The sequence below is a fragment of the Dongia sp. genome (assembly GCF_041905885.1).
Taxonomy (GTDB): domain Bacteria; phylum Pseudomonadota; class Alphaproteobacteria; order Dongiales; family Dongiaceae; genus Dongia.
In genome coordinates this window covers 48,495-64,516 of record NZ_JAYRKD010000003.1, presented here as the reverse complement: position 1 = coordinate 64,516, position 16,022 = coordinate 48,495, and the positions used below count along the sequence as shown (strand labels likewise).

The following is a 16,022-nucleotide window of genomic DNA, read 5'->3' as shown; positions in this document are numbered from 1 at the left end:
CCGCTAGGCCGTGTGAATCTCTTCCATCGTCTCGGTCTCGATGCGGGCCTTGGCGGCCTCGTGCTCCTCGTCGATGATCGCGAGGGCCTTGCGCAGAAGCTCGGTGATGCCCTGCCCCGCCGCACCGGAGATCGCGAAGACCTGGTTGCCGCTTTTCTTGGTGATCTTGGCGGCGCGCGCGAGCTTCTTGGTCTTCTCGGCGATCTCTTCCTCGGAAAGCGCGTCGCACTTGTTGAGGGCGACAATCTCGCGCTTGGCGGCAAGGTTCCCACCATAGGCGATGAGTTCCTGGCGCACGGTCTTATAGGCACCGGCGACATCGTCCTGCGTGCCGTCGATCAGGTGGATGAGCACACCGCAGCGCTCGAGATGGCCGAGGAAGCGATCCCCGAGGCCGACCCCTTCATGGGCGCCCTCGATCAGGCCGGGAAGATCGGCGAGCACGAACTCGCGCTCGTTCACATGCACGACGCCGAGCTGCGGCTTCAAGGTGGTGAACGGATAATCGGCGATCTTCGGCTTGGCGCGGCTGGTCGCGGCCAGGAAGGTGGACTTGCCGGCATTGGGCAGGCCGACCAGGCCGGCATCGGCGATCAGCTTCAGCCGCAGCCAGATCCAGCGCTCCTCGCCCGGCCAACCCTCGCCGTGCTGGCGCGGCGCCTGGTTGGTCGAGGTCTTGAAATGCGCATTGCCGAAGCCGCCGTCGCCGCCCTTGCAGAGCACGATGGTCTCGCCGGCCTTGGTGAGGTCGAAGAGGATGGTCTCCTTGTCCTCGTCCAGGATCTGGGTCCCGACCGGCACTTTCAGCGTGATGGTGGGCCCGGAGGGACCGGTGCGGTTGGCGCCGCTGCCGTGATAGCCGCGGCGCGCCTTGAAATGCTGCTGGTAGCGGTAGTCGATCAGGGTGTTCAGGTTGGACACGACCTCGACGATGATGTCGCCGCCCCGCCCGCCATCGCCGCCGTCCGGCCCGCCGAACTCGATGAACTTCTCGCGCCGGAAGCTGACGCAGCCGGCGCCGCCGTCACCCGACTTCACGAAGATCTTGGCCTCGTCGAGGAATTTCATAGTTCAGGTATCCAGAAAACGAAAAAGGGGAACGGCGATTTCGCCATTCCCCTTCCTCAAACTTGCGGTCGTGAATGGCTGCGCCCCCTAGAGGCGCGGCGATTTCACTCCGCCGCCGGTCGTGCGGCAGCTTCGGGCTTCACCGAGACCGTGGTACGGCCGCCGGTGCCGGTGTGGAAGGCCACCCGGCCGTCCGCCTTGGCGAACAGGGTGTGGTCCTTGCCGATGCCGACATTGGCGCCGGGGTGGAACTTGGTGCCGCGCTGGCGGACCAGGACGTTGCCCGCGATCACGACCTGATCGCCGAACTTCTTCACGCCCAGGCGCTGGCCGGCGGAATCGCGGCCGTTACGAGAACTGCCGCCTGCTTTCTTATGTGCCATTGCGTCGTACTCCTGAAATCAGCTTAGGCGGCGTTGATGCCGGTGATCTTGAGCTCCGTCAGCTTCTGACGGTGGCCGTTCTTGCGGCGGTAGTTGTGGCGGCGGTTCTTCTTGAAGATGATGACCTTGTCGGCCTTCTCCTGGCCGACAATCTCGGCCGCCACGCTGGCGCCCTTCACGGTCGGCGCGCCGACGGTGATGTTGGCGCCGTCGCCGATCATGAGCACCTCGGCCAGGGTGATCGCCGCACCCGCCTCGCCCTCGATCTTCTCGACCAGGATCACGTCGCCGCTGGCGACCTTGTACTGCTTGCCGCCGGTCTTGATCACCGCATACATGACTTGTCGTCCTTTAGCCGCCGCAGCCACCACCCCTTAACTCTTGGGGAGGGCGCGGCCGATTGCGCAAAAAACATGGGCCGCCAACCCGCTCTTCCGGGGCGACCCAAATCGAAGCCGGGAATATACGGGCCAAAGCTCTGGTGTCAATGCGATTCCCGGGAGGATTCCCCGGCTTTTTCAGCGCGGCTTCCGGTGGTGGTTAACCATAGCCGGCGCCGGTCAGGCCTGACACGCCGCCGCATGAATTATCAGTATTCTCCTGAAACTAAAGCACAAAAACAATCAGCCCGCCCGCCAACCTGGAGCCATGGGCCGGATTGACCACTGCCCGCGCCACTGGGCATTCTTTCCGGTCAGACACCTTTCCGGGACGGGGGATCGAGATGGTGAAAGGCTTTGCATTCGGGGTGGCGGCGCTGGGCATCGGCGCCCTGGGGATCGGCCCTCAGGGGATCGGCCCTCTGGGGATCGGGACCGCGGAGGCCGCCGCGGTGCCCTATACGCTGAAAGGCACCTGGCTCTGCACTTTTCCCAACGGCGAGACGGCCACCATCATGGCGCGGGCAGGAAAATCCGGAGTCAGCTATCAGCGGAATGACGGCGAGGTCTTCAAGGTCTTCATCGCCAACACCAACGATGGCGGCATCAGCGCCCATGGCGACGGCTGGGCCTGGAGCCTGACCCCGAAGGGCGACGGCGCCGAGCTGGTGGTCGATGCCAAGGCCAAGGGCGAGGTCTACACGGCCGCCTGCGCCTCGAAGTAAGCCCGCAGATCAGTTCGCCAACACGTTGATCCTGAAGCATTCCGTGCTGGGCACGGCGTGATCGCCGCCGCGCTCCAGCCCCATCGCCGCGAGGTCGCCGGTCTTCAGGTCGGCGATCACCGCGAGCCGCCCGAACTTGTTCAGCATCGGGTATTGCAGCCAGCTGAAGTCATGCTCGAGATGCCGGAGCCCCGGCAGCAGCAGCCGGCATTGTGAGAGCCGGCCGGGGCTGTCGACCCCGCGCGGATGCCCCCGCCAATGCGGGTTGATCCAATGGTTGGGGATGGCCCCCGGACCCTCGTGGACGAAGGCCTGGTCCTCGGCCCGCTCGATGATCGCCGCCTGCCCGTCCGGGCCGGCCAGGGTGATCAGGCCGGTATAGGCGATCGGGGTTTCCTTCAGCAGCCGGAAGGCCTCGGCGAAGCTGCTGCAGGTCTCGAAGGCGCGGCGGATCAGGTGCGTCGCCGGGAGCGCCCGGCGCGGCCCGAGGTAGATCCGCTCCAGCAGCCAGTCGAGCGGCCAGATCCCGGTCCGGTTTCGGACCGGCGCCTGGTTGTAGCTGATGGCGAAGCGCCCGGGCGCCATCCCGGTCAGCACGCCCACGAAGCCCGGCCAGGTGACGTTGTACCAGGGGCCGGGCGCGCTCCGGTGCCGGGCCACCACGATGGCGCCGCCGAGACCATGGATCGGCCAGTCCAGGGTGCGCACCAGCCGTCCGTCGGCGGTCGCGCTGGTGCAGGCCCATTCCGGAGAGAGATTGAGACCATGAGCGCCGGCAACCCCGGGGATGGCGGCGACCCTGTCGATCTCGGCGCGATACGGCGTCTCGTTGCGCGCCAGCCAGGCCTTCGACCGGTGATCCATGAAGGCCAGCATCGGCGCAGAGAGGAGGCTGCGGCCGGCGGCGGAGAGCAGCCGCACCTTGTCCGGCATGTCGAGCGCCAGGCGATCGAGCCCCGCTGCGCCCAGATCCACCAGGGGAATGACGGGCAGCGGGCCGGACGGCAGCGTCACGACGCGGCGATCACAGCGTCGCGCCGGGCGGCCGCTTCACCGTGCCGGTGGCGATGCGGCGCTCGAGATCGAGCAGCGCGGCATGGAGCGGCGCGCCCAGCGGGCTGTGGCCGATACCCACCCGGCAGACGCGCTGCGGGAAATCGACGTCGGGATAGGAGTTGCCCTCGAGCAGCAGCGGCCCGTCCGGAGTCACCGCGACGTCCCAGCCGACCAGCAGCCGGCCTTGCGCCGCGTTATGCGCCTTCAGGGCGATCTCTTTGATCTCTTCCCAATGCGGCACGGTCCGGCCGGTGACTTGCGCGCCGGTCACCGGGTGCACATCCCACCATTCCAGCAGCCATTTCTCCTTGTCGCCGGTCGCCGGGCCGAGCTTGCCGGTCGCGAGATCAACTGCGATGCCGAGTTCATAGGTGACCGGCCAGGAAGGCTCGAGCCGGGTGATGATGCGGATGAAGGCATAGGTGACGATCGCCTGCTGATCGAGATCGCCCTTGCAGGTGATGACCCGGATCGCCATCAGCGACTGCTCGGCGAGATCGGCGATCGCAGGATGGTTGGAGAGCCGGCGCTGTACCATCAGGGCCTGGGTCTTCGAGCGTTCGGCCACCCGCTCCATCATGGTGGCGCGGTCGATCTCAGCGCCGGCCTTGTCGCGGTAGCGTCCGGGGCCGGTGTTCTGGAAGACGTCGATGCCGCGCGACCCCTTGGACTTCACCGGCTTGATGAACAGGTCCTGGTCGAGCTTGCCCTCCGCGCCCTCCTCCAGGGTCAACACGCCGTCGCGGGCGATGCCGAGCAGCGGCGGGGTCGGCACGCCGATCTGCTTGCAGAAGGCGGCGAACTTCAGCTTGTTGTCGAGGGTGGTGCGGTGCTCGTAGTCGGTCAGCTGCCAGGTCAGCAGCTTCATGATGCCGTTCTTGGTCTCGTAGCGCGTGAGATAGCCGCCGGCGGTCGGCCAGTATTCCGGCCGGTAGAGCTCGAACATGTAATAGGCCTGGGCATCCAGGCCGTGCCGGTAGAACAGCCGGAACAGCTCGACGAACTGGCGCCAGATCGACTTGCCGGTGCGGGCCTGCACCGGCCGCGCCATCAGCGTGAACCAGTAGACGAAGCGCGCGACGGTCAGCATCGGCCGGCCGCCGGGAAATCCCAGCCACCAGACCCGGGGATAGGTGTAACGGTGCACCAGGGTCTGACCGGAGAAGATGCGGCGCGCGAGATCGCCGGCATCGGTCGGCTTGTCCAGCTTGAAGACCTGCCAGCGCAGATAGCCGACAAAGGCCAGCGTGCCGATCAGATAGAGCTGCAGGCAGAGAAACTGCGAGAGCTTCACGATCGCGCCCAGATGCTCCGGGTTGATGGCGAGGAGTCCGCTGATGCGGCCATCGTCGAGGTCGAGCGCGGTGGTGACGAGATGCAGCACGAAACCCGACCAGAGCAAGGCGCGCGAATAATGCGGCATCTCGTCCAGGGTCGAGGTCAGCCAGAGCGCGACGAAGGCGGTGAGCAGCACCAGGCCGTCCATCAGGCGGTCGAGCCCGGAGCTCTCCTCCAAACCGGCGATGCCGGGGCCGCCGAACTCGCGGATCGCGACCAGCAGCAGCAGGACCAGCGTCACCTGCCAGGCGCGGCGCGCAGTGCGACTGACCGGCGCGTAGGCGAGGCGCACGCCGACCAGCCAGACGCCGGCCAGAGCGGCGATGCCGCAGAGCGCGTTCAGGAGCCAATAGGAGGTGGGCGCCGCCGCGAAGCTGAAGACAACCGCCAGCACGGTGCCGCCGATCAGGAAATGCGGCGCGTAGCTCTTTCTCAACAATCGATTCATCCGCGCCCCAGCCGCGGCCGCCAACCCGACGCCGCTGTCAGGTTTTTCATAGCACAGACCGCAGGGGCTGACGCTAGGACAGTCTCGCAACGCGGGTGGCCACCGCCATCCCGGTGCTGGCTTCACCCCGCCGCCGCGCTATAGTCGCGGCCGTCATCCGGGGGACAGGACACTGACGAATCAGGCAGAAACCAAAGATCCGCCGCCGAATCGGACCGAAGGCCTGGTGCAGAAGCGGCGAAAGCGCACAGGCCGTGCCGCCTGGGCGTTCTCGGATCTTGTCACCGCGCTCGGCCTCATCGTGCAGTTGCCCGTCGCCTGGGCCTTACCCGAAAGCGCGTGGTCGCCACTATGGCGGGCGGCCACCCGCCTGCCGCTGACCAGCCGGCGCGCGGTCGAGCGCAACGCCGCCAGCATGGTCGCCGCGCTGGGCGATATCGACATGACGCGGGGCGCCGCGATCGCCCGCGACCTCAAGGCCGCGATCCATGAGATCCGCTTCCAGGATCTGCGCGCCTGGAGGCCCAGCTCCAATCCAACGGGTGGGTGGATCCCGAAGCTTTCACTGGAAGGCGAGGCGCTCCTCGCCGAGGCGCTGAAGGGCGGCAAGGGCGCGGTGCTCTGGGTCTCGCCGACCGTCTTCAACAGCCTGCCCTTCAAGATCGCGCTCAAGGCCAAGGGCTACAAGGTCTCGCATCTGAGCAGCCCGGTGCACGGCTATTCCGAGACCCAGTTCGGCGTCGATCGGCTGAACAAGGTGCGCTGCGTTCCGGAGGATCGTCATCTCAGCCAGCGGATCGTGTTCGACAGCGAAGCGCCGACCACGGCGATGCGCAAGATGATGCGCGCGCTCAAAGCCGGCGAAGTGGTCTCGATCGTCGCCGCCAACACCGAAGGCTTCGAGATGGTCGAGGGCCCGATCTTCGGCGGGCTGCTGCCGGTCGCGGTCGGCGCACCGCGCCTTGCGGGCCTGACCGGCTCGCCCCTGCTCCCGACCTTCGTGCTGCGCGACCCGGCGCTCGGCTTCCGCATCGCGATCGAAGCGCCGATTGCGCTCGACCCGAACCAGCCGGCCGACGACCGCACGATCGCGGCCGTGAATGAGTATTTGCGACGCAGCGAGGCCTGGGTCCGGCGCTATCCCGAGCAATGGCGCGCCTGGAGCAAATGGCGCCCGCGCGCCTGAGCGGGAATAAGCGAGCCGATTAGAAAGCGGCGGCGCGGGTCTCGATCTGGGTCTCGAAGTCCGACGGCTCCCAGAAGGCGGAATCGTCCTCGACCCATTCGCCGGAAGCATCCAGCAGCCATTGCCGATCGTCGCGCATCAACGCGAGCCGGCGGGGTCGCCCGCCACAGGCCCGGCCATTGCGCCTTGCACCGCAGACCAGCCGGTCGAGCAGGCTGACCAGCTTGGTTCGGCCGTCGAAAGCGGCATGCCCGGGATAGAGCTGGAAATGCCGGCCGCAGCAATCGCAATCGGACGTGAGCATGCTGCCTTCGAGATCGGCGATGCGCGTCGGCAGCGCGCCATCCGACGCTTTCAAACGGGCGGACTTGCTGAACAGGGCCTTGCTGGGCATGGGAGCACCATAGGTCAAACCGGCGTCGAATCTGACGCTTAGCCAGAGAATCTCATCCCCGCCCGAGTCGGGTCCAGGGCCTCGTTCCCGAATCGTACCGGCGTTTGAGGGCGGTCCGCGTTCGCCTCGGCATGATCTAGATCAGGGGAATCCCTCACTATGAATAATGTCCGCTTCGCCCGAGAGTGGCGGCCAGCCCAACGATTACCCGTGAAAGCGCATATGTTGCACGCTCGTCGCAGCCGCCGCCTGGTCCTCGTGGTCGAGGATGACGCCGGCCTCCGGGATTCGATCCGGGCACTGCTGGAATCCCTGGGCTTTTTGGTCAGCACCGCCCGCAATGCCCGGGAGGCGATTTGCGAGGTCGGCGCCCAACGGCCCGACGTCATTCTGACCGACATCTATATGCCGGACGGCGACGGCTATGAGCTGATCTCAGCCATGCGCAGCTTCGGCGAGGCGATTCCGATCGTGGCGATGTCCGGCGGCGCGCTGCAATACGGCATCGAGGACCATCTCGGAATGGCCAAGCGCCTGGGCGCCGAGGCGACGCTGGCGAAACCCTTTCGCGCCGCCGCCCTGGTGGAGCTGGTCGATCGCGCGATCGCCCATCGTCTCCACGCCTGAAGCCCGGCTCGCCCATTGCGGCCGGGCCGAAGCCCGACCGCAGGGCGCCCCCACGTAGATCCGCCTGCTAGACGACGGGCATCTGCTCCTGGTGCGCATCGACCTTGGTGTAGGTGACGACCGTGCCGCTGCTGCCGTCGCCTGCGGCATGGAAACCTGCCGCATCGTACTGGCCGGTCAGCGTAACGGTCGCGGTGTTGATGCCGTCGGTCACCGTCAGCTGGCCGACGCTGCCGTCTTCGTTGGCGGTGTAGGTGATGCTCGCCTTGTCGGCGACGATGTCGCCGAAAGCGAGGCTGTCGTTGTCGTCGAGGCCGCTGATCGTGGCGGTGAACGCGGCGGCATGATCGGCCTTAACGGTGGCGACCGCGAGCTCGCCGATGGTCAGATGCTCGTCGAACAAGCCGCCGAACTCCAGCGTCGCGGTACCCTCGATCTTGGCATCGCCGTCGCCGAACACGTCGCCGTCGATGTCGATCCCGCCGCCATGGGCGAAGATCAGGCCGTCGTTCTGCAGATCGCCGTGGATGTGCAGCCCGCCGCTGCCGGTCGCCTCGAGAGTGCCGGTGTTGATGACCGCGTTCGCGCCGGTGTCGATCTCCAGCGCATGGCTGCCGGTGGCGACGATGCTGCCATGGTTGACCAGCACCAGGTTGTCGATCTGGCCGGCACCGGAGATCGTGTTGTCGACGTTGGTCAGCGTCACGCCGGCGCTGGTGCCGGTGATGTGGTTGCCGTCCGCATCCGACATCAACACCTGCCCGCCGCCCTGGAGGATGAGGCCGTGCTGCGCCACCTGCAGCTCGGTCGTATTGCCCGCGGATTCGAGCGAGATGGTGCCGGTGTTCTCCACCAGGCCGGAAAGCGGCAGGAGTGCGCCGTCGCTCACCACCATGGCGCCGTCGTTATGCGTGACCGGCAGTTGATCGAACACGAAGTCGTCTTCGCCGAGCGCCGCCGCCGCGACGGCCGTGAAGGTGATGGTCTGGCCGCCGCCAAGGTCGAGGACCGCATTGCCCGCGGCATCGGTGGAGAGCGCCGCCGCGACGTCGGCGAAGCTCTGGAAGCCGTAGCCGACCAGGTTCACCTTGTCATGTGCGGCGTCGAAGCCATAGATGAAGTCCGCGCCGATCGGCTGGGCGAAGACGAAGACGTCGTCGCCGCTCGATGCCGTCAGGTGGTCGTCCTTCGAGACCGCGAAGATCGGGTTGTCCGCCTGATAGGCCTCCACGTTGTCAGTGAGGAAGCTGACCTTGATGCCGCCGTCGGTATCGACCCAGGACTGCACGATCTGCAGCGCCACCGCGCCTGCGTAGTCCGCGGTCGTGATGATCGAGAGCGCCGTCAGATCGTTGCTCCGGATCGTCCAGCTGCCGTCGCCGTTGTTGACGCCCTGACTGAGCATCCAGCCGGCGGGAACGCCCCGGATCGAGAGCGTGACCGGACCGACCGCATCCTCGGGATTCTTCAGCGCGAGATTGATGGGCTCGCCGGCGACGCCGGCCGGGGCGAGGACGTAGTCGCTCGTGGCACCGGGTGTCCCGACGGCCGTCACGCTCGTGTAGTTGCTGAACACCGCGACGAGCGACGTGCCACCGGCGGTGTTCGCGTCGGAGTCATAGTAGAGGCCGACCTGGTTGTTGCTGACATCGTCGGCGTAAGCCAGCGCGAACACGCCGCCGTCGAAAGTACCCTTCTGGTTCAACAGCAGCGTGTCGACCTCTGTGGCCGTGTCCGCACTGTTGGAGCTGCTGACGTTGAGGATGACCAGGTCGGCGCCGGCGATGCTGGTCGCCGATGCGCCATTCCCGAGACCTGAGTTCGGAACGGTGATGACCGAGTCTATCGCGCCGGTTCCAGCCTGGTTCGCAAGACTGAAGTTGGTCAGCTTGAGGGTATCGTTGGCGCTGGCGAAATCGGTGATGTTGCTGAAGCCGGTGACGCTTCCATCCAGCAGGAAGGTGTCATTGCCGGTGCCGCCGGTCAGCTTATCCGTGCCGCCGCCGCCTGACAGCGTGTCGTCGCCGGTGCCGCCGTCCAGCGTATCGCCGCCGGCGCCGCCCAGCAGGACGTCGTTGCCGCCGCCGCCGCTCATCGTGTCCACGGCCGCATTGCCGATGAGGTAGTCGCTCCCGGCGCCGCCGTTCAACGTGGCGTTGGCGTTCTGGGAATTGACGATGATCGAGTCGCCGCTCGCCGCCGCGTTAAGGGTGACGGTGCTGGTTGCATTGTTGACAAATGCAACGGTCGACGCCGGCGAGCTGCTCGTGCTGCCGTCGGTCGCGGTGACGGTGAACTGGCCGCCGAGGGTGGCATCGTCATCGATCGTGATCGTGCCGACGGTTCCGACATTGGCGGCCCCGATATTCGTGGCACCCGTGCTCTGCAGCGTCGGCGGCCCAGGGCTGATTGTGGCGATGCCGATAGCCGGGCTATCGACATCCTTGAAGTACTGCGCGAGGGCGGCCTCGGTGAAGGTGACGGCGCCGCTGCCGGTGTTGCTGACCAGCGTAAGGCCGGTCGAATTGAAGGCCGGTGCGGTATTCTCCACGATGTTGTTGATCGCCAAGGTCACTGCCTGCTCGGTGGCGTTGCCGGCTGCGTCGGTCGCGATCACCGTGAAGCTGTAGCTGGACTTGGTCTCGAAGTCCGGGTTCCCGATCAGCGTCACCGCGCCGCTCGCGCCACTGATGCTGAATGCGGCGGCATCACCGACCGCCTTCAGGCTGTAGGTCAGCGGGTTGGAAGGACCGCCGTCGGTGGCCGGATCCGTCGCCGCCGCGGTGTAGATCACCTGGCCGGCGCCGCTCTCCTCGTTGATCGCCGTCGCGGTGGCCCCCGACGTGAAGGTCGGTGCAACCTCGTCGCGATTGTTGATGAACAAGGTCACGGGCTGCTCGGAGGCATTCCCGGCCGCATCGGTCGCGATCACCGTGAAGCTGTAGCTGAACTTCGCCTCGAAGTTCGGGTTGCCGGTCAGCGTAACGGCACCACTCGAGCCGTCGATCGTGAAGGCCCCGGCGTCGCCGCCTGCCTTCAGGGTATAGGTCAGCGGTCCGGATGGGCCGCCATCGGTCGCCGGATCGGTGGCCGAGGCGGTGTAGATAACCTGGCCGGCGCCGCTGTTCTCGTTGATGGTGGTCGCCGTGCCGCCGGAGCTGAAGATCGGCGCCACCTCGTCGCGGTTGTTCACCGCCAAGGTCACGGCTTGTTCCGTGGCATTGCCCGCGGTATCGGTCGCGATCACCGTGAAGCTGTAGCTCGACTTGGCCTCGAAGTTCGGGTTGCCGGTCAGCGTAACGGCACCGCTCGCGCCGCTGATGCTGAATGCTGCGACATCACCGCCGGCCTTCAGGCTGTAGGTCAGCGGTCCAGACGGGCCGCCATCTGTCGCCGGATCGGTGGCCGATGCGGTGTAGACCACCTGGCCCGCGCCGCTGTTCTCGTTGATGGCGGTCGCCGTGCCGCCGGAGTTGAAGATCGGCGCCACCTCGTCGCGGTTGTTGATCGCCAAGGTCACGGCCTGCTCGGTGGCGTTGCCCGCGGTGTCGGTCGCGATCACCGTGAAGCTGTAGCTCGACTTGCCTTCGAAGTCGGGGTTGCCAGTCAGCGTCACCGCGCCGGTCGAACCGTCGATGCTGAACGCAGCGGCGTCGCCGACCGCCTTCAGGCTGTAGGTCAACGGACCCGATGGACCGCCGTCGGTCGCAGGATCGGTCGCTGCCGCCGTGTAGACCACCTGGCCAGCACCGCTGTTCTCGTCGATCGCATCCGCGGTGGTGCCGGAATCGAACACCGGTGCAACCTCATCGAGGTTGTTCACCGCCAGGGTCACAACTTGCTCCGTCGCATTCCCTGCGGTGTCGGTCGCGATCACCGTGAAGCTGTAGCTCGACTTGCCCTCGAAGTCCGGGTTGCCGGTCAGCGTCACGGCGCCGGTCGAACCGTCGATCGTGAAGGCAGCGGCGTCGCCGACCGCCTTCAGGTTGTAGGTCAACGGACCCGATGGACCGCCGTCGGTCGCAGGATCGGTCGCTGCCGCCGTGTAGACGATTTGGCCGGCGCCGCTGTTCTCGTCGATCGCATCGGCCGTGGTACCGGAACCGAACACCGGCGCAACCTCGTCGAGGTTGTTCACCGCCAGGGTGACAGCTTGCTCTGTGGCATTGCCGGCCGTGTCAGTGGCGATCACGGTGAAGCTGTAGCTCGACTTCGCCTCGAAGTCCGGGTTACCGGTCAGCGTCACGGCGCCGGTCGAGCCATCGATGCTGAATGCAGCGGCGTCGCCGCCCGCCTTCAGGCTGTAGGTCAGCGGACCGGACGGGCCGCCGTCGGCGGCCGGATCGGTCGCCGCCGCCGTGTACACAACCTGGCCCGCACCGCTGTTCTCGTCGATCACATCGGCGGTGGTGCCGGAATCGAACACCGGAGCAACCTCGTCGAGATTGTTCACCGCTAGGGTGACCGCCTGCTCGGTGGCATTTCCCGCCGTGTCGGTCGCGATCACCGTGAAGCTGTAGCTCGACTTGGCCTCGAAGTCCGGGTTGCCGGTCAGCGTCACTGCCCCGCTGGTGCCATCGATGCTGAACGCAGCGGCATCGCCGCCCACTTTCAGGCTGTAGCTCAACGGACCCGATGGACCGCCGTCGGTCGAAGGATCGGTCGCCGCCGCCGTGTAGATGACCTGGCCCGCGCCGCTGTTCTCGTCGATCGCATCCGCGGTGGTGCCGGAATCGAACACCGGCGCAACCTCATCGAGGTTGTTCACCGCCAGGGTCACAACTTGCTCCGTCGCATTCCCGGCGGTGTCGGTGGCGATCACGGTGAAGCTGTAGCTCGACTTCGCCTCGAAGTCCGGATTGCCGGTCAGCGTCACCGCGCCGGTCGTGCCGTCGATGCTGAACGCAGCAGCATCGCCAACTGCCTTCAGGCTGTAGGTCACGGATCCCGCGTCGGTTGCGGCTGCCGTATAGACCACCTCGCCCGCGCCGCTGTTTTCCGTGACCGCGGCGGTGTTGGCCGAGGTGATCACCGGACCCGTCCCGTCCAGCACATAGGCCTGGATCGCCACCGGACCGTCGCCGCTGGAATTGTGCACCTTGAGCTCGATCGAGCTGCTGCCGCTCAGCGTCACGCCGTCCCAAGTGACGGCGGTGCCCGCGACCTTCCCGGTGATGTCGGTCCAGGTCGCGCCGCCGTCGATCGAGCCCAGCAATGTCTCGCCGCCGGCGAGGGCCTGGCTCAAGGTCGCGGTGATGGTCTGCGGCGCGACATTGGTGATGAAGTCGCTGTTGCTGGCGCCGGAATCCGCGGAGATGTCGATGCCGTGGACCGTGGTGCTGGGCGGCAGATCATCCGTGCCGCAGATCGTGACGGTGACCACTTTGCTGGCCGTGCCGTCCAGGCTGAAGACGGTGAAGGTGTCGGTCAGCGTCTGCCCGGCGTTGAGCGCCTGAACCTGCGGCAGGTTGTTGTTGAGCGCGTAACTCCAGTGGCCGTCCGCATCGACCGTGTAGGTTCCGTAGTTGTTGGTGGTCGCGCCGTTCGTGACCTGCTGGGTGTGCGCCTGGCCGTTGTCGACGTCGCTGACCGTGACGGTGCCCGTGGCGTTCAGGGTCACGTCTTCCTTGACCTTGCCCGTGGTCACGCCGGTCATCGTCGCAAGGTCGTTCTTGCCGGCGAACTCGACGGTCGCGGTCGCCCAGCTCAAGGTGCCGTTGCCGAGGCGAATGGCGTAGACGAAGGTGTCAGTGAGCTTCTCGCCTTCGCCGAGCGCATCGAGCTGCGCCTTGAACCCAGTGCTCAAGCAGGCGGCGTCGTAACCGATCTTGCCGTCGTTGGTGATCCAGATCTTCGCGCCGTTGAGGCTGCGGTCGGTGCTTAAGGCTTCGGTGCGCGCCGTGTCCTGGGTGAGCAGGTCGGTCGGGCTCTTGGCGCCCGCGCTGCTGTCGTCCAGCGACCAAAGCGTCTTGGCGTTGCCGCCGAGATCGTTGCCCATCACGTCCAGCGTGACGATGCCGAGCGTGTTCTCGGTCAGGCCCGTCTTCGAAGCGGAAAAGAAATCGTCGCCAGCTTGCGGCGTGTTGCCGAATGAAACGGTGTTACCCATAGCTCCCCCCAGTGCCTGCGGGACTCAGCAACCCCCCGGTCGCTGATCCTGCTTCGGCTAACCGGATAACGAGCACCGGCCTGGGGAAAATCCGAATTTAAGTTAAAATTATTTATAAATTCTCACACAATAATGTTTAAAATTTGCAATTAATCCTATTGTAGTCGACGGAGTTAAGAAGCTGCGAAATGCCGGATTGCCGCGCTGAATGCGGAACTCCGTGGATGGATCGCAAGGTCGAGCGGCTACTTGTTCTTCCCGTTGCCGTTGCCGCCACCATTTCCGCCGGCATTGCCGCCGCCATTCCCACCGGCATTGCCACTGCCATTGCCGCCGCCCGTCGCGTCGGCACCGCCGCCGCTATTTCCACCGGCGTTGCCGCTGCCATTCCCACCGGCGTTGCCGCCGCCATTCCCACCGGCGTTGCCGCCGCCATTCCCACCGGCGTTGCCGCCGCCATTCCCGCCGGCGTTGCCGCCGCCATTCCCGCCGGCGTTGCCGCCGCCATTCCCACCGGCGTTGCCGCCGCCTTTGCCTTTGCCGCCACCATTGTCGCGGTTGCCGCCGCCGGCGTTGCTGGCGTTCTGCCTGTGGCTGCCGGAACCGCTGCTGCTGCTGGTTCCACCCGACGCATCACGAAGGATGACGACATCGTCATCGACGGAATCCACGCCGCCGGTTTCTCCGGCGGAGACCGGAAAGGATGCACCGGTGCGGCGGTTATGTGCGACGACTTGGCCTTCGCTCACCTTGACGTTGCTTTGCGATGACGTCGATTCCACCGTGAAGGTGGTGCCTTTCACCACCGTGCTCATCACCCGCGTATCGACCTGGAAATGCGGCGTCGCCATCTTGGTGACCTGGTATTCGACATGGCCCAGCGGCTGCTCGATCAAGGTCTGGCCGGCGACGCCGGAATGTGCGAGCCGGATCTCGCTCTTGGGCGACATCGCGATCAGGTCCTCGCCGCGTTCCAGGACGAGGGCGCCACTGGCGCCGGTGGTCAGCCTATCGCCTTCCTTGACGGTGACACCTTTGGCAACCGGCTTCGGGGCCGCGGCGCCCTCCGGCGTGATGTAGGCGTCGGTGGACGCGACCACGGTCCAGGAAGTCTCATCCAGCTGGCCGGCCAGCGACGGCCCGAAACAGGCCATGCTCAGGACCAGTCCCAGGATCGCGGCAGCGATCGGTCTTGCGTCCAACCGGACCATGCTTACCCCCGCTTGGCGACCCGCCCCCGCGGATGCGCCGAAATTTTAAGTAAAATTTAACCTTCTAGGACTCAACACCCCTTTCTCGGAGATTCCTAGGGCGCGTTATGGTGAATCCGTTCCACGAGCCCCGCGAGACGCACACCGGAATGTTGCAATCTCAAAAAGACGTTCTCGGGATGGAATAAAACCGCGCCCGCAGCCCTTCAGGGCGAAGGGTGGCGGAGGGGGTGAGATTCGAACTCACGGTACGCTTGCACGTACAACGGTTTTCGAGACCGTCCCAATCGGCCACTCTGGCACCCCTCCGCAGGGATCCCTCATCGAGGGTCGGGCCGTAACGGGCGCGGACAATAGTGACCTGCCGTCACCGCTGCAAGCCCTCGTTAAGCCTTTGTGTCGCGACGACAAACGCCCGGATTCCCGGCCCTGGGCCCGGGCGTGGCGGGCCGCCGTCCGCATGCTCAACTTGATCCAAGTCAAATGCCGGCAAGACAGGTTCCGCTAGCCTGCCTTAGAATCGGAGCGGCGCCGCCGTCCGGTGGCGTGGGTGAAGGGGTCCCGCATGCCGGTCTGGACCAGGATCGAGCAGAACAAATCGCCGATGGTGCGCATGCTGCACGCCTGGTGGATGACGCATCGCGGGCCCAGCGGCATCCCCGATCGGCGCGACCTCGATCCGGCGGCCTTGCGCGCGGTGCTGCCCAATCTCTTCATCTCCGACGTCGAGCCGGCGCCGTTCCGCATCCGCTATCGGCTGGTCGGCACCAAAGCGGTGCGGACCATCGGCTTCGACATCACCGGCCGCTACCTCGATGAATTGCTGACCGGACAGCCGGAGGTGCCCTGGCTGGACCATTATCGGACTGTCTATGACAGCCGCGAACCGCTGCTGGGCTCGGTCGTGGTCCCGGCCAAGTCCGGTGGCACCTTTGCCTATGAGTTCGGGCTCTTCCCGTTGACCCAGGGCGGCACCGCGGTTGCGCAGATCGCCGCGGTCGAGGACTATTTCGACTTCGATCTGACCGCCGCGCAATTAATCGCCCAGCCGCCCGGAAGCCGGGGCACAGGGAGTTCCGGCGAGGACCGTTAGAGCC

The 16,022-nt window shown here is 66.1% G+C and carries 12 protein-coding genes and 1 tRNA gene; 4 read left to right on the top strand and 9 right to left on the bottom strand.

The features are described from left to right. Positions 1-3: 3 nt before the first annotated feature. The 3 genes from obgE to rplU all read right to left on the bottom strand — a co-directional run bounded on the left by obgE (position 4) and on the right by rplU (position 1,789). The gene (gene obgE / locus ACH2CY_RS03600; RefSeq protein ID WP_395016026.1) at positions 4-1,068 is read right to left on the bottom strand and encodes a GTPase ObgE; all 1,065 of its coding nucleotides are present in this window, start codon (positions 1,066-1,068) and stop codon (positions 4-6) included. Positions 1,069-1,172: 104 nt separating this feature from the next. After that, entirely contained in the window at positions 1,173-1,451 is a 279-nt protein-coding gene (rpmA, locus tag ACH2CY_RS03595) for a 50S ribosomal protein L27 (protein ID WP_395016025.1), read from the bottom strand. A 23-nt stretch (positions 1,452-1,474) separates the two neighbouring features. Then, positions 1,475-1,789 carry a 50S ribosomal protein L21 gene (gene rplU, locus ACH2CY_RS03590; RefSeq protein ID WP_395016022.1) on the bottom strand — a complete coding sequence of 105 codons (315 nt, stop codon included), beginning with the start codon at positions 1,787-1,789 and terminating at the stop codon, positions 1,475-1,477. A gap of 386 nt (positions 1,790-2,175) precedes the next feature. Here rplU and ACH2CY_RS03585 point away from each other — a divergent pair, with 386 nt between their 5' ends. Continuing rightward, positions 2,176-2,556 carry a hypothetical protein gene (locus tag ACH2CY_RS03585; RefSeq protein ID WP_395016021.1) on the top strand — a complete coding sequence of 127 codons (381 nt, stop codon included), beginning with the start codon at positions 2,176-2,178 and terminating at the stop codon, positions 2,554-2,556. Between the two features lie 9 nt (positions 2,557-2,565). Here the strand turns inward: ACH2CY_RS03585 and ACH2CY_RS03580 are convergent, their stop codons facing one another. Both ACH2CY_RS03580 and ACH2CY_RS03575 read right to left on the bottom strand, forming a co-directional pair. Further along, positions 2,566-3,570: a hypothetical protein gene (locus ACH2CY_RS03580; protein ID WP_395016020.1), complete on the bottom strand. Its 1,005-nt coding sequence runs from the start codon at positions 3,568-3,570 to the stop codon at positions 2,566-2,568. 10 nt (positions 3,571-3,580) lie between these two features. Further along, a complete protein-coding gene (locus ACH2CY_RS03575; RefSeq protein WP_395016019.1) occupies positions 3,581-5,386 on the bottom strand; it encodes a sugar-transfer associated ATP-grasp domain-containing protein in 1,806 nt (601 codons plus the stop codon). A gap of 238 nt (positions 5,387-5,624) precedes the next feature. Between ACH2CY_RS03575 and ACH2CY_RS03570 the strand changes: the two genes are divergently transcribed. Then, on the top strand, positions 5,625-6,584 hold the full coding sequence (locus ACH2CY_RS03570; RefSeq protein WP_395016017.1) for a hypothetical protein: 960 nt from the start codon (positions 5,625-5,627) through the stop codon (positions 6,582-6,584). A gap of 19 nt (positions 6,585-6,603) precedes the next feature. Here ACH2CY_RS03570 and ACH2CY_RS03565 read toward each other — a convergent pair whose 3' ends face one another. After that, positions 6,604-6,978 (bottom strand): hypothetical protein, encoded by a 375-nt coding sequence (locus ACH2CY_RS03565; RefSeq protein ID WP_395016016.1) that lies wholly within the window; start codon positions 6,976-6,978, stop codon positions 6,604-6,606. Positions 6,979-7,200: 222 nt separating this feature from the next. Here ACH2CY_RS03565 and ACH2CY_RS03560 point away from each other — a divergent pair, with 222 nt between their 5' ends. Further along, positions 7,201-7,605, top strand: a complete 405-nt coding sequence (locus tag ACH2CY_RS03560; RefSeq protein ID WP_395016015.1) for a response regulator — start codon at positions 7,201-7,203, stop codon at positions 7,603-7,605. 67 nt (positions 7,606-7,672) lie between these two features. Here ACH2CY_RS03560 and ACH2CY_RS03555 read toward each other — a convergent pair whose 3' ends face one another. The 3 genes from ACH2CY_RS03555 to ACH2CY_RS03545 form a co-directional block, all read right to left on the bottom strand. Next, positions 7,673-13,714: a beta strand repeat-containing protein gene (locus ACH2CY_RS03555; protein ID WP_395016013.1), complete on the bottom strand. Its 6,042-nt coding sequence runs from the start codon at positions 13,712-13,714 to the stop codon at positions 7,673-7,675. 245 nt (positions 13,715-13,959) lie between these two features. Continuing rightward, the gene (locus ACH2CY_RS03550; protein ID WP_395016012.1) at positions 13,960-14,925 is read right to left on the bottom strand and encodes a FecR domain-containing protein; all 966 of its coding nucleotides are present in this window, start codon (positions 14,923-14,925) and stop codon (positions 13,960-13,962) included. 219 nt (positions 14,926-15,144) lie between these two features. Beyond that, a tRNA-Ser gene (locus ACH2CY_RS03545) sits at positions 15,145-15,234 on the bottom strand. Positions 15,235-15,490: 256 nt separating this feature from the next. Between ACH2CY_RS03545 and ACH2CY_RS03540 the strand changes: the two genes are divergently transcribed. Further along, positions 15,491-16,018, top strand: a complete 528-nt coding sequence (locus tag ACH2CY_RS03540; RefSeq protein WP_395016011.1) for a PAS domain-containing protein — start codon at positions 15,491-15,493, stop codon at positions 16,016-16,018. Positions 16,019-16,022: the final 4 nt, after the last annotated feature.

Excerpts from the sequence above, each read along its gene's own strand:
- ACH2CY_RS03565 (WP_395016016.1), bottom strand. The coding sequence starts at position 6,978 with ATGCCCAGCAAGGCCCTGTTCAGCAAGTCCGCCCGTTTGAAAGCGTCG.
- rplU (WP_395016022.1), bottom strand. The coding sequence starts at position 1,789 with ATGTATGCGGTGATCAAGACCGGCGGCAAGCAGTACAAGGTCGCCAGC.
- ACH2CY_RS03540 (WP_395016011.1), top strand. The coding sequence starts at position 15,491 with ATGCCGGTCTGGACCAGGATCGAGCAGAACAAATCGCCGATGGTGCGC.
- obgE (WP_395016026.1), bottom strand. The coding sequence starts at position 1,068 with ATGAAATTCCTCGACGAGGCCAAGATCTTCGTGAAGTCGGGTGACGGC.
- ACH2CY_RS03560 (WP_395016015.1), top strand. The coding sequence starts at position 7,201 with ATGTTGCACGCTCGTCGCAGCCGCCGCCTGGTCCTCGTGGTCGAGGAT.
- ACH2CY_RS03585 (WP_395016021.1), top strand. The coding sequence starts at position 2,176 with ATGGTGAAAGGCTTTGCATTCGGGGTGGCGGCGCTGGGCATCGGCGCC.
- ACH2CY_RS03550 (WP_395016012.1), bottom strand. The coding sequence starts at position 14,925 with ATGGTCCGGTTGGACGCAAGACCGATCGCTGCCGCGATCCTGGGACTG.
- ACH2CY_RS03555 (WP_395016013.1), bottom strand. The coding sequence starts at position 13,714 with ATGGGTAACACCGTTTCATTCGGCAACACGCCGCAAGCTGGCGACGAT.
- rpmA (WP_395016025.1), bottom strand. The coding sequence starts at position 1,451 with ATGGCACATAAGAAAGCAGGCGGCAGTTCTCGTAACGGCCGCGATTCC.